We start from the raw sequence: 12893 nt of genomic DNA, 5'->3' as shown, positions 1-12893 counted from the left end.
ACCATCATGGAAACCACATTAATCCCTGACGAATTGATGGCTGATCAAGATAATCACATCACTGAAACAGTACTGCGCGAGCGCGCACGCCTGGGTAGTTTCATTCGCAAGCGAGTTGCTGACGCCAGCGAGGCTGAGGATATCTTGCAGGATGTGTTTTATGAACTGGTCGAGGCTTATCGACTGCCAGAGCCTATCGAGCAGATAGGTGCATGGTTGTTCCGTGTGGCGCGTAACCGCATTATTGACCGTTTTCGTAAAAAGAAAGAACAGCCGTTGCCAGAAATGGGTGAGGGGAGTGATGAAGACATATGGCTGGACAAGTTGTTGCCCTCGACAGACGACGGACCGGACGCTGCCTATGCGCGCAATGTGTTGCTGACGGAGCTGTACGAAGCTCTCGAAGAATTACCTGAAGAGCAGCGTGATACGTTTATTGGTCATGAGATAGAGGGCCGCAGTTTTAAGGAAATGGCAGCAGAAACCGGCCTGGGTGTAAATACCTTACTGGCACGCAAGCGCTATGCCGTTCTGCATCTGCGTACCCGCTTGCAGGAACTATTTGACGAATTGAATTGAAGAGGAGTATTTACCATGTTTTATCGTTTTAGAGTATTGAAGTTTCTGGTTCTGGTTGTTTTTGGTATCGCAGCCCTGAGCTGGGTCGTTATGATGTTATGGAACTGGCTCATGCCAGCCTTATTTGTCGGTGCGCACAGTATTGATTTTATACAGGCAGCCGGTTTGCTGGTGCTGAGCAAGATACTGTTTGGAGGCTTGCGCGGGCATGGTGGCTGGCACAGACATGGACACGAGCATCATCGTCGCTGGGAAAAAATGACAGAAGAAGAGCGCCAGAAGTTCAAACATGGCATGCGCGGGTGCAGAAAGTATCGAGATGCGCCAACTTCTCCAGCTACCCAGGAAGATGCACCGGCCAATCAATAGTTTTGGGAGGCATAAGCCAATGAATGGGAAGACGACAGCGGAGTGTAAGCAAGCCCCCGGTTTTTTTGTGCCGGTAGTGAATTTCAGCAAATGCGAAGGCAAGGCCGATTGTGTTCCGGTCTGCCCAGAGCATGTATTCGAAATCCGTCGCATCAGCAATGAAGACTACAAACAATTGGGTTTGCTGGCCCAACTGAAACAACGTGTACACGGCATGCAGGTGGCTTACACCCCCAACGCAGATGCTTGCCGTGCCTGCGGTTTATGTGTGACGGCCTGCCCGGAAAAGGCCATTACCTTACGCAGAACAGTGTAGCTAGCTTTCCCAATGATCAAGAAGAGGGAGAGAGGTAAACATCTTACAATATCCGTGATGCTAAACTAGAATCTGTATTTACATCGCGGAGTCCTATTCTTATGCCTGTTGTTCGTCTTGCCCTTCCAAATGACCTTGACGCAATTGTGCAATTGCGGCTGCGCTTGTTTGAAAATCTCACTGATTTTAATCAGGGCAAAAGCCATGATCAACAATTAAGAGACGCAACTCGCACGTATTTTAGCCATGCATTTGATAATCGTGATTGTCAGACCTGGGTAGCCGAAAACGGTGGGTGCATCGTTGCAACGGGTTCTCTGGCGATATTTACACGGCCACCTTACCCCGGTAATCCTATGGGCAGGGATGTCTACCTGCTCAATATGTATACCTTGCCCGAATACCGCAAGCAGGGCCTTGCCAAAGCCATACTGCAACAGGCCATGCAATATGCGCGAGAACAGGGTTTTGGAAAAATATGGCTGCATGCATCGGATGAAGGACAAGCTTTGTATGCTGCTTCCGGCTTTGTGACCAGCGCTGATTACATGGAATGGGAAATCCCTCGTCCATGATGCGTGCCTTGGATGGTAGTCATGAAAATAGATTTTTATTTCAGTTTTGAAAAACACTGGCTGCATGCGCCATTAGCTTATTGGGTGCATGTGCCTGTGCAAAATCAGGCAGACAAATGGGAGCCATCTGCACCACCAATCGTGCTTCACAAGGGTTACGCTTTTCTGCATGTCGTATTTGAAAAGCATGAACTGGTTTTTAGTTCACCAGCGCAACTGGATCATTGCATTGCCATCCTGTCTGCCAAGCCTTTGCCAACCAGTCGCTATCTATCTTCATTACGCGGGAAAGCTGTTGGACCGAATGGGCACTGGTTGAGTCGCCTGCCTGCAAATTTAAAATCACCGCGTAAGCGGAAAGATCTGGTCTGTGTTTTATCAGACGTGCGGGAAAAAGTGGTGCAAGCTCAAATGGGGCATCAGTCTGAGTGGGTTAATCTAACAGCGCTTGATCTAAGAGAAAATATACCTTAGATGTCGCGGCGAGCAACATTTTCTTATCCCTTCTAACTCGTTATAATTGCCTGACTTGACAAACACTGAGGATAATATTGTGTCTGATACTCTTCATCAAAAGCATCAAGGCTTTATCTCCTTACACCGACTGGAAGGCTTCAGTGATGCGGTGTTTGCGTTTGCCGTGACCTTGCTTGTTGTGTCGTTGGAAGTGCCAAAATCTGCGCATGAATTATTTCATCTTATGCATGGTTTTATTGCCTTTGGTGTGGCCTTTGTTTTGTTGATGATATTGTGGTACCAGCACGGAAAATTTTTCAAGCGTTTCCCGCTGACTGATTTGTGGATGATTTCCCTGAATACAGCTTTGCTGTTCGTTATTCTGTTATATGTGTACCCTTTGAAGTTTCTGTTTTCCAGCTTGTTTGATTCCTGGATTTGGAAAGCTGGAGGCGACAATTTTTCCTCTGTGTCTGAAGTCCGGCAGTTGATGGCCATTTATGGTGTGGGGATCATTGCAGTCAATTTCGTTTTTCTTCTTATGCACAAACATGCCTGGCGTTTGCGTGAGAGATTTTCCCTGGACTTTGTACAACTCAATGAACTGCGAACCGACATGGTTGGCAACATCATCAATATAGCAGTTGGCAGTCTTTCGGTATTGGCAGTGATACTGACAAATGACCAGGGAACTTGGGCTGGATTTACGTATTGTCTGCTTGGCCCACTTCATTGGTGGAATGGTTCCTGGCATGCAAAAAGGAAACAGCCAATAGCTACAGAAGATGCAAAGGACCATGAATGAGATCAGGGCGATTTGAAGTTTGACCAGGTTTAGCTTGTGAAATGAGTTTCACGAAAACAGTCGGCTAAGTTGTTTTTTTATCGCACGCTTGTGGTATTTTTATGGGGGGCTATGCAGGGCATTTCCCTCCAGCCTTAGCCCACAATGTTGCAAAATGAATGAATTCTTCATGGCTGATGACTGGTGTAGTTCTCGGTTCACCTTTGGCATTACTGCCCGGTGACCAGGCCCATAGTACAAGCGGTTCCGTGCGCAGGTGTTCAAGCAGGGCGTTCAGGTCGCGGCCGCCATTTTTTTGAGGGGCGCGCAAAGTCTGGCACAGGTCTTTACCTTTCATCGCTTTACCTGGACTGCTTTCCCACGTCATGCTTGCGGGCGCATGTTGCCAGTTGGCTGCCCCTGGCACACCGCTGGCGGCCTGATTACTATCTTGATGACAAGCGATGCACAGCGCGCCAGGGTTACCCTTGCCCTGATGCCCGTTCAGAACGCGGAATTGATGGTCATGCCTGTCGTCGGCTTGCTTTGGGCTGTCGCCAGCAGAATGACAATTCAGACATCGCGGATGTATCAAAACTTGTTCTACCTGTTGCCAGGCGATATTGTTGTCATTGCCTGCATATACATGCAAAGGAGACATTGTATATAGAAAAATACCCAGCATCGATACTGAGGTGGTTGATGTGAGCAGGTTTTTCATATTGCCTGCCCCGTCGCTTTTTTAATGGCGATACGCACACGATGATAAGTACCGCAGCGACAGATGTTGGTTATTGCCTGATTGATTTGTTGGTCGTTGGGCTCTGGTATTTGCTTGATCAATGCTGCTGCGGCCATCAACATGCCTGATTGGCAGTAACCGCATTGTGGCACCTGCACTTCTATCCAGGCTTGCTGCAAAGGATGAGAGCGATCTTTCGATAAACCTTCTATGGTGGTGATATCAGTTCCCTGTGCAGCTTCGACAGGTAAGGAGCAGGATCGTACGGCATTGCCATTGATATGTACGGTGCAGGCACCGCAAGCGGCAATACCACAACCGAATTTGGTACCGCTTAAACCCAGTGATTCACGTATGGCCCACAGCAGAGGCGTCTTGCCATCAATATCAATATCGTGTTTCTGGCCGTTGACTTGAAGTTTCATGTTTGTCTTTCTGGATAAAAATCAGGCGAGGTTGAATCCACGATGCTTGATGGGCAGCCTGCGTATACGCTTGCCGGTGGCAGCGAAGACGGCATTTGACAAGGCCGGAGGGACTGTGACCGGACTAACTTCGCCCACGCCACCCAAAGCCGCACCACTGTTGATAAATTCAACCTCAATGTGCGGCGTTTGGGCCAGATAGGGAAGCTCATAGTCATTGAAGTTATGCTGGTCGGTGCGTCCCCGGTTGAAGGTGATAGCGGTATTGGCGTAAGCCAGACCAAATACAACCCCACCTTCGATGCCAGCAGCAGCAATGCCGGGATCAAGTACCTTACCGCAGTCTACGGCTAGCCAGGTGTTCAGTATATGGATGTCATTTCCTTTAACCTCCAGTTCCAGCACCTGTGCAATCAGGCTACCAAAGGCCGAAGCGAAGGCGAGACCTTTTGCCCGATTTTTTTTATTTGTTTTTCTAGACCATTGACTCATGGCAGCGACTTTGTCCAACACTGCCAATGCACGCGGCTGATCTTGTAACAGATGCCGACGATACGCAAGAGGGTCTTGCCTGGCAGAGTGTGCTAACTCATCGACAAAGCACTCCAGTGCAAACAGATTGGGACCATAACCGGTAGTACGCATGACTGAAGTGGGAATTGATGTTTCCAATAAATGGAAATCCAGGTGTTTCGCTGCTATTCCATAGGGTATTTCTGTCAGTCCTTCGATGGCACTGGGATCGATATGTTTTTCTTTGAGCATAGAAACAATTGGCGGAAAGACCGGCAACAAGATGGTAGGTGACACCAGTTTCATCATTAATGCTGACGGGTAGCCTTGAGGATCGATCGCTGCTTCCATGACAAGCATGCTGGCGGGGCGGTAATAATCGTGGGCAAAATCCTCTTCCCTATCCCACAATAGCTTGACCGGCTTGCCGGCAGCTTTGGATACCAGGGCTGCCTGTATCACAAAGTCAGGCAATAGTCGTCTGCCAAAACCGCCACCGATGGCCGTGGTGCGGTGAACGATGACCTGTTCATCTTTTAATTGAAAAATACTTTTGAGAGCAACATGGGCGAATTCTTGCCCTTGCGTTGGTGCCCATATTTCGCACTTGTCAGCCTGCACATGGGCGAGGCAGTTCATCGGCTCCATGGTGGCATGGGCAGCAAAAGGGTTCTCATATTCTGCATACAGACGTTTTTTTGTCTGCGCAAGCATTTCCAGGACTTCACCTTCTTTTAATGCAGTAGCGAAGGGGCCGTTATGCAATGCACTTGTATATTGTTGACGTAACTGGACAGAATTCAAATTACTTCCTGAAGCCGCCTCAAATTCAGGCGGATGTGCCAGCAATGCTGCTTTTGCCTGCCAATAAGAAGTTGCAACTACCGCGACACCGTTGGGTAAGGGGACCAACGTTATTACGCCAGGTTGTGACTTCAAGGCAGCTTCGTCCATGCTCTTGAGTTTGCCGCCCAGGTAGGGGCAAATCCTGACTGCTGCATGCAGCATGCCAGGCACACTCATGTCTATGCCAAACACGGCGCTGCCATCAATCTTGGACGGTATGTCAACCCTTGGTAAAGCATGTCCCAGTAGTTTTAATTGCTGCATTGGCTTCAGGTGTGGCTCAGTTGGGACCGGCAATTTTTCTGCATCAGCAACCAACGCACCGAAAGACAATTTTTTACCACTGACTGTATGCATGACCTGGCTGTTTTCTGCGCTACATTCACTGACAGGAACATGCCAGCGTTGGGCTGCGGCTGCCAGCAACATTTCGCGCGCGGTGGCACCCGTCTTGCGCATGAGGTCATAGAAAGACTGAGTGCTTTCGCTATTGCCGGTAAACATCCAGTTGAGTTTGGGGTTGCGAAATGCAGGGGCAAAGGCCGCAGTTTCCAGCTTGACATTGTTCCAGTCAGCACCAAGTTCATCGACCAGAATGGCGGGTAAAGTGGTACTAATACCTTGACCAATTTCTGCCTGCGATACCATGATAGTGACCTGATTATCCGGCGTGATGCTGATCCAGCTACCCAGTCTGACTTTCTGATTTGCTGTTTGTAATGGTAAATCGTCAGCCGTGTTGGCGGCCAGAGCAGGTAAGTTAAAGCCAAGCGCCAACGCACCAGTACCATTTGCCAACAACTTGATGACATGGCGCCGGGATGGGTTTGGTAATTCACTGACTTGTTTGGTGTTATTGAGTTTCATGGGGGGCTCTCAAGTATTTATGCCGATTTCGCTGCCAAACTTCGTCTGGTAATGGCGCATTTCCGGCATGAAAGGGATATAAGGGCGCACCAGTGTCAGAAAGGCCGTGAAATCCTTGCTCTTGCGAAAACCATCTATATGGCCAGTGACACTATCCCACTGTATCCGCACGATATAGTCAGTCAGTGCATCCTGACATTGCGATATTTCTACACCCAGACAATGAGGAGACAATCGCAATATCGCCATTGCTTGCAGGTAAGCATGTTCAAAATTGTCACATAGTGTCTCGTCTTTCAACTGATAGCGCAGGTATTCAATAATCATTTGTGTGCTTTCTGATCTGGAAGTGAGCATTGCATTTCAATATGGAGTGCGGGGTTATTTGCTACTCTCAGGCGGAGATGGCAAGATAGTGGCTGGTGGCAGCGAAATGGCCAGACCAACCAACATGGCCCAACAGTGGGATTTCAGCGATCTGGACAGGCCCTGCAAACTTTTTTCCCATACTGGAAAAAGCCGGTCGTAGCAGGCATCGATCCGGTCTTTTTCATAATCATCATGAGCAAACCAGGCGCCTTTGGTTGCCGCCAAACCCGTGGTTTTGAGGTAGTCCGGAAAAGTCTTTTCTACTAGCACCTGACGTGCAGTTTCTTCAAGCGCTTTCAGAAAGGCCAATGAAGTTTCTACGTCCTTTCTATTGCCGATATGGTCTACATGACCCCCGACAAAGATGTTGAAATCATAGTCCAGCGCCTTTTGGTTGGCTGTGATGGTGCCAGCTATATCCGTACTGACGCCAAGGTCAGGGTAGGGGGCATAACCGGGATACACCACGTCCACCAGCATCAGTATTTTTTGACGTGGCAGATATATGAAGATATTACCGGGCGTATGGTTTGGGCCTGTGTAGGAAAGTTCTATTTCCTGATTGCCTAGCTGAAGTCGATAAGTCTGATCAAAACTGATGTCTGGTACCGGGCGTCTCGGGTCGTGCAGCATCTCCAGGCTACGCCTGGTTTCTGCCTGTGCAATGATATGAGCGCTGGCTGGAAACAACTTGGCAGCGCCAATATGATCCAGATGCTCATGGCTGTAGATGATGTGTGTGACTGGCAAGCTCGTGACTTCGGCAATGGCTTGCAGGTATGCTTTACCCAAAGTGGGTAGTGGATCAACCACGATCACGCCTTTGTCGCTGACGACAAAAATAGTGTTATAGGCAGTGTCAGAAACAAAATACACACCATCGCCTATTTGTTTTAATTCATACGCTTTTCCTGTTTTTGCGGCAGCAAATCCGCTTGAACAATTCATCATGCAAATGACAGTGAACAGCATGGAGAATGTTATTCCCAAGATGGCAGATATTGTCAGATGCTTGTTCGGCAGGACATTGGATGGCATGAATGAATCACTTTTCTAACTTGGGTCAAACTGGGTTGAAAATAGTGCTCTTCGAATTCTATGACGCAAGTCACGCATTGACTATTACGCACAATTTTGTAACCTGTTTTTTGCAACAGTTAGCAAGAAAAATACCTGTCACTGCTTCATCATCAGCGCTAAAATTTTCGCAGCTCACTAAAGAGGATCAGCATATGCAAGACAATCTTTTAGAAAACTTGTTGAATCAAGAAATAAAGCACATCAGGCAGGTTTTTGTGGCCTTTCTTTGTGGTGCAGTATTCGCAGTAACGGGGCTGATATTTATGGTTATGCGTCACCTCATGCACAAGGCCGTTGGTGCTTGTATCATTGCCATGGTGGTATTCGGTTTTGCCGCACTGTATTACGCAAAGGACATGCTACGTTTGCGGCGCTTGCGTAATAGCGCCGTATTGGACGAGCCAGAAGAGTTGAGGAGTATGCGTTTTAGTTATCAGGTGAAGAACGGGGAATTTGTTCCCGCCCAAGATGCAGGTATCCCTTCCACTGCCAAGAATGTGCAATTGCAACTGGAAAAGCGCAATGGCGAAAGGCACGACATGAAATTGCCTGCTGACTATGCTAAAAAATTACAGCAGGCAATTAAATTACACTTTCCAAGCATAAATTTGTTTTGATTGAACTCGCTGACTGTCATGGACCCTAACGTGCTTCTGCCATGGCGCGCTTGTAATTTTCCATTGTCAACTCACGTGGCTTGCCGTCAAATTCGATTTCTAGCCTACCATTGACGGAATATTTTTTGACACTGATATTTTGGTAATAAGGTTTTTTGTTCAACTGAGTCAGCACAGTTGCAGTCGTGATTTGATATTCGAGTTGACCGATTTGGTTACGATGTTCGGACCAGCCATCATCAGTAAAGTAAATGGCTTCTGGTTTCTTGCCTAATAACTGACTGGCCCGTTTTGTCACTTCTTCACTTAGCTGCGCATCTCGTCGGTGGATGTTGGCTGGAGCTTCGTTTGACGATGGGTCCCCTACCATAAAACGATTGCCATATTCCTTTATCATAACGCGGTACTTGTCCATACCATTACTGACTTCTGCTGTAAGTGGCGCTACTGCCAAGAAGGTATTGTTTTTACCGACCAGGCGAATTTCGTTTTCCCAGCGGCCGGGGCTACCACCGCCGACGGTTTCCATCCATACCAGCATGGCCGACTTTCTGACTTCGCCAGGGGAAAGATTGAGGTGTAATTCAGTAGCATTCATTTCTGCATCATTCAAAAACAGAGCTACTGCATTATGCTGCTTGTCAGGCTGGCCCTTTGGACCTACCGCAAGGATGAGGCCTATCCTGTCGTTTGAATAAGTCCGGAATACGTAATCTTTTAATGGATGGGGCAAACGAACATGAAAATATACCGGGTCTCCATCCTGCACTGAATTGATAGTTTTTTGTTTGGCTTCTGCAAAATTGCTGGCTGCCGTCGCTGTCACTGTTGCTTCTCCAGGTAAGCCGCTATAACTTTCACCTGCGGTGCCCAGATTCAATGCACTGTTGTTGCCGGTGTTGCTGGCATTGCCCTTATCATTGTTCGCTGTTGTAGTTTTTCCCGCCGCTGCCTTGAGTGTGTCTGCGACTCTGCCCAGATCACTTAAACCGCCCGCAACTGCACTTGCGGCCAGTAACAGTGCCATGCAAGCAGTGCTGGCCAATATAAACAGATACTGCGTGGCGGTACTGGTAATGTGCTTCCTCAATGCCATAGTTGATTATCCTTCATATTGAAAATGGAAAAATTGGCCGGACCTTGATGGGATTTTAGTAGCGACATGACATGCAGTCCATTAGGCACTTTTTTGTGCATACTGGCAGTGAGGCGTGAGGGCAAAGTAATATGTTCAGAGTGCTGTAAATATTGCAGGGTGATAAATGTCGATGATATTTACCACTCACACTGGCTATAAATTACAGAACCGGTGGACGGTGACAGTTGAAGCAGAAGTGCAAGAGGTTTGCCCGGCGATCAGGGCAAGACAAGGTCAACAAATAAGCGTGGCGATAGTCGGACTATCGCGAGCATTTTCTCGCAGCCACGATCGTCGTGCAGGATGAAGGTACTCTGTTTAACTGTTACAGTCCACTAGAGTACGGTTTGGGATGTACCTGTGTCAGGCAGGCTTGTCTTGCAATGAAGTTTCCAACTGTTTTTTAATTTCGGCGATATTGTTTTGGGTCGCTGTCATGGTTGCCATAATCTCACGTAATATTTTGAGAAATTCTACTGGTTCTACTTTTTGTAGTTCCAGGTCTGTCATGGCGTCAATGACGCGTGGGCCATTGAAGAAACTGCCGCCTTGTATGGTCAGTGCCGTAACATCGCGCTGCACCGCATACGCTGCTGAAAATCTTTTAAGGGTGTCAGCGTCAATATAGGTAGCGGTCTGGTTGGCGATAATCATATCCCAGGCTTCATGCCGCAGGGTAGGGATAACAAAGCCCAACTCTAGCTTGCCTTTGATTTTTTCCAACAGGAGCCGATTAATTTCTTTGCTATCCAAATTGGCGATAATATCTTTTTTAAGTTCAGTGCTGATACTGAGCAGAGGTTTCATTCGCTCGGAATTTTTTTGTTCAGCCTGCATTAACTCTTGCAGGTTAGCCTTAATTTCTGCAGCGAGCTGCTGCTTGGAGATCTCTGCTGCCGCATGATGCTGGTGATTGCTTGCTGCGTGTTCCAATCCTAGCGCAGTCAATATTCCAACGACGATCATGAGGTATTCGCTGAAAAATTCTTTGAGCGAATGAATAGATATCTTGCGTATGTCAAATAACATGAAGGCTCCTGGAAGTTTTCTGATCGGAATAAAAGCAGTAAGCATCTTAATTTATTTGTAGTGACAAATCAAAAAGAGTGACAATGCGCTGCGTGTTGTAGGGGCCAATGGGGAAAACTGAATCCCGTCACTACGTTTTCTATGCCCTGTACCATGTCGCATGAATGCAGGGATTGCAAAATGCTCACTGTGGCTTTGGGCTAGCGTTATAATTTTTTAGAATTTCTATCTGTTGTGGAAGGATGAAACATTGTGAAAATAGTCAGACTGCCAATGCGACTGGAAGATTGCCCAGTAAAAGCTACAACGGACGTTATTGCAGGTAAGTGGAAAACACTGGTCCTGTATTACCTGAAAGATGGGCCGATTCGGTTTGGTCAGTTAAAACGCCTGACCCAGGGTGCAACCCACAAAGTGTTGACCGAGCAATTACGCGAACTGGAGAATGATGGCATCGTCACTCGCATAGAAACGCTCGGCAAGACATTGAAAGTGGAATACTCCCTTTCTGAATATGGTCAGACTCTGGCACCTATTCTTGGCCTGATGGCAAAGTGGGGTACCGAATTCAAGGCTAGACATGCACAGGCTGACGGAGCAGCAATGGCTGATGTTTCAAAGTCAGAGGTGACGGAACAGGTCTTTGTTGAGCATGGGCTGAAGAGAAAAATCCGGGCACAGCATAGCTAGAGAATCTCTTTGCAATGCATTGTCAGTGAAGCTTGTCGAAAAAGGAAAAAGGGGGCTTTTCATTGTTCCTGTTGGAGAAGGGGGGCGTCTGTCTGCACGCCGAAGGCCATGACGGTCAACATGTTCTGTGCTGTATTTTTAGGATGACCATTCACATACTTGAATCCGTACAGTTCGCTGCCTGATGCTGGCATCAGTTCGATTACACCTCCGGGGAAATGGTTGGCTACCCGTGCCGATATTCGATATGGCATGTTTGAAGCGTCGTCAGTAACGTCCTTCAAAACCCAGCAAAACGTTGACTGCATTGATGCCTATGTCATCCACCATGTAGCCGCCTTCCATGACAAACAAGGTGGGCTTGCCAATGCCAGCAATGGCTTCGCCCATGCGCAGGTAATCGTGGTTTTCCAGCTTGAACTGACTGATGGGATCGTCTTTAAAAGTATCGACACCGAGCGAGACTACGATTGCATCCGGCGCATAGGCAACGAGCTTGCTGCAAGCGTCAGCTAACGCGATGCTGTAGGTGTCCCAGGCCGTGCCGTGGGGTAGTGGATAGTTGTGATTGAAGCCCATGCCTGCGCCCTGTCCCTGCTCGTCCTGATGACCCAGAAAATAAGGGTAAGAACTTTTCGGATCGCCATGCAGCGAAACAAACAGTACGTCGGCACGATTATAAAAGATGCTTTGGGTGCCATTGCCGTGGTGATAATCCACATCAATCACAGCGACTCGTTTAGCGCCTTTGGCAATCAGCCCTTGTGCAGCGATGGCGGCATTATTCAGATAGCAATAGCCACCCATGTATTCCGTCGCAGCGTGGTGTCCAGGAGGACGGCATAAGGCAAAAGCACTGGACGCGCCATCCGCGATCGCCTCCATGCCTGTCAAGGCGAGATTGGCGCTGGTGCGCACTGCTTCCCATGTGCCCGCAGTGATTGGCACTCCAGCATCCATCGCGTAAAAGCCTAATTTACCGTCGATATGATCGGGCTCGATATCACTACGTAAATCGCGCACTGGCCAGATCAGCGGCAAGGCGTCGTGCGAACGCCCGATGGCACTCCATCTGGACCACGCATTTTCAAGAAAATTGACGTAGCGCGCACTGTGCACTGGACTATATGAGGATGACGCATAGTTGCGCGGTGCCATGATCTCACCCAGACCGGCACTACGTACGCGCGCCAGCACGGTGTCGGCGCGGTCCGGCATTTCTACGCATGGTTTTAAGACTCCATCTTTCAGTTCGGTGCCATGGTGCAGCCGGTGTTTATCGCTATAAATGGTGAGCATATTGGTTTGTCAGAGCGTTAGAAGCAGGGACTATTATGATGCTCAGGAGATGGAATTGCTGTGCTTTATCACTATGTAAAATAGGAGGTAATTGGAACAATAGACTAAGAAATAGTAAGATAAAGAACGATTCGACCCAATTTGTCTCTATTTAGGTAATTTATTTTTTGTTGTACGTGCCGACGAGAAGTATGATCTA

General features: G+C 48.0%; 17 protein-coding genes. 8 read left to right on the top strand and 9 right to left on the bottom strand.

Translation table 11 applies throughout. The features are described from left to right. Window positions 1-6 precede the first annotated feature (6 nt). The 6 genes from AC1RVX_RS23025 to AC1RVX_RS23000 all read left to right on the top strand — a co-directional run bounded on the left by AC1RVX_RS23025 (window position 7) and on the right by AC1RVX_RS23000 (window position 3100). Window positions 7-579 carry an RNA polymerase sigma factor gene (locus AC1RVX_RS23025; protein ID WP_493218923.1) on the top strand — a complete coding sequence of 191 codons (573 nt, stop codon included), beginning with the start codon at window positions 7-9 and terminating at the stop codon, window positions 577-579. Window positions 580-594: 15 nt separating this feature from the next. Further along, window positions 595-948, top strand: a complete 354-nt coding sequence (locus tag AC1RVX_RS23020) for a hypothetical protein (RefSeq protein WP_493218922.1) — start codon at window positions 595-597, stop codon at window positions 946-948. A gap of 19 nt (window positions 949-967) precedes the next feature. Next, window positions 968-1264 carry a 4Fe-4S dicluster domain-containing protein gene (locus AC1RVX_RS23015; RefSeq protein WP_493218921.1) on the top strand — a complete coding sequence of 99 codons (297 nt, stop codon included), beginning with the start codon at window positions 968-970 and terminating at the stop codon, window positions 1262-1264. Between the two features lie 101 nt (window positions 1265-1365). Then, window positions 1366-1839, top strand: a complete 474-nt coding sequence (locus AC1RVX_RS23010; RefSeq protein ID WP_493218920.1) for a GNAT family N-acetyltransferase — start codon at window positions 1366-1368, stop codon at window positions 1837-1839. 21 nt (window positions 1840-1860) lie between these two features. Next, window positions 1861-2313, top strand: a complete 453-nt coding sequence (locus AC1RVX_RS23005; RefSeq protein ID WP_493218919.1) for a hypothetical protein — start codon at window positions 1861-1863, stop codon at window positions 2311-2313. A gap of 79 nt (window positions 2314-2392) precedes the next feature. Beyond that, a complete protein-coding gene (locus AC1RVX_RS23000) occupies window positions 2393-3100 on the top strand; it encodes a TMEM175 family protein (protein WP_493218918.1) in 708 nt (235 codons plus the stop codon). A gap of 109 nt (window positions 3101-3209) precedes the next feature. On the opposite strand, the gene AC1RVX_RS22995 is transcribed toward AC1RVX_RS23000, so the two are convergent. The 5 genes from AC1RVX_RS22995 to AC1RVX_RS22975 are packed head-to-tail and all read right to left on the bottom strand — an operon-like array spanning window position 3210 to window position 7792. Continuing rightward, on the bottom strand, window positions 3210-3800 hold the full coding sequence (locus AC1RVX_RS22995) for a hypothetical protein (RefSeq protein WP_493218917.1): 591 nt from the start codon (window positions 3798-3800) through the stop codon (window positions 3210-3212). After that, a complete protein-coding gene (locus AC1RVX_RS22990; protein ID WP_493218916.1) occupies window positions 3797-4246 on the bottom strand; it encodes a (2Fe-2S)-binding protein in 450 nt (149 codons plus the stop codon). Before AC1RVX_RS22990 ends, AC1RVX_RS22995 begins: the two co-directional genes overlap by 4 nt. Before the next feature lie 21 nt (window positions 4247-4267). Next, window positions 4268-6472, bottom strand: a complete 2205-nt coding sequence (locus tag AC1RVX_RS22985; RefSeq protein WP_493218915.1) for a xanthine dehydrogenase family protein molybdopterin-binding subunit — start codon at window positions 6470-6472, stop codon at window positions 4268-4270. Window positions 6473-6481: 9 nt separating this feature from the next. Continuing rightward, window positions 6482-6829 carry an antibiotic biosynthesis monooxygenase family protein gene (locus AC1RVX_RS22980; protein ID WP_493218914.1) on the bottom strand — a complete coding sequence of 116 codons (348 nt, stop codon included), beginning with the start codon at window positions 6827-6829 and terminating at the stop codon, window positions 6482-6484. A gap of 24 nt (window positions 6830-6853) precedes the next feature. Further along, window positions 6854-7792, bottom strand: coding sequence for an MBL fold metallo-hydrolase (locus tag AC1RVX_RS22975; protein ID WP_493218913.1), 939 nt, complete (start codon window positions 7790-7792; stop codon window positions 6854-6856). 89 nt (window positions 7793-7881) lie between these two features. Between AC1RVX_RS22975 and AC1RVX_RS22970 the strand changes: the two genes are divergently transcribed. Next, complete coding sequence (locus tag AC1RVX_RS22970) at window positions 7882-8538, top strand: hypothetical protein (RefSeq protein ID WP_493218912.1); 657 nt, start codon at window positions 7882-7884, stop codon at window positions 8536-8538. Window positions 8539-8563: 25 nt separating this feature from the next. Here AC1RVX_RS22970 and AC1RVX_RS22965 read toward each other — a convergent pair whose 3' ends face one another. Both AC1RVX_RS22965 and AC1RVX_RS22960 read right to left on the bottom strand, forming a co-directional pair. Further along, the gene (locus tag AC1RVX_RS22965; RefSeq protein ID WP_493218911.1) at window positions 8564-9634 is read right to left on the bottom strand and encodes a hypothetical protein; all 1071 of its coding nucleotides are present in this window, start codon (window positions 9632-9634) and stop codon (window positions 8564-8566) included. Window positions 9635-10039: 405 nt separating this feature from the next. Continuing rightward, the gene (locus AC1RVX_RS22960; RefSeq protein WP_493218910.1) at window positions 10040-10705 is read right to left on the bottom strand and encodes a hypothetical protein; all 666 of its coding nucleotides are present in this window, start codon (window positions 10703-10705) and stop codon (window positions 10040-10042) included. A 252-nt stretch (window positions 10706-10957) separates the two neighbouring features. Between AC1RVX_RS22960 and AC1RVX_RS22955 the strand changes: the two genes are divergently transcribed. Beyond that, entirely contained in the window at window positions 10958-11395 is a 438-nt protein-coding gene (locus AC1RVX_RS22955; RefSeq protein ID WP_493218909.1) for a winged helix-turn-helix transcriptional regulator, read from the top strand. A gap of 59 nt (window positions 11396-11454) precedes the next feature. Here the strand turns inward: AC1RVX_RS22955 and AC1RVX_RS22950 are convergent, their stop codons facing one another. Continuing rightward, window positions 11455-11649, bottom strand: coding sequence for a hypothetical protein (locus tag AC1RVX_RS22950; RefSeq protein WP_493218908.1), 195 nt, complete (start codon window positions 11647-11649; stop codon window positions 11455-11457). A gap of 13 nt (window positions 11650-11662) precedes the next feature. Next, window positions 11663-12694, bottom strand: a complete 1032-nt coding sequence (locus AC1RVX_RS22945; protein WP_493218907.1) for a histone deacetylase family protein — start codon at window positions 12692-12694, stop codon at window positions 11663-11665. Between the last annotated feature and the right edge of the window lie 199 nt (window positions 12695-12893).

It is taken from the genome of Undibacterium sp. GW821-FHT11B02 (assembly GCF_058808955.1).
Note: the sequence above shows the minus strand (reverse complement) of the source record. Positions and strands in the feature narration are given on the sequence as shown.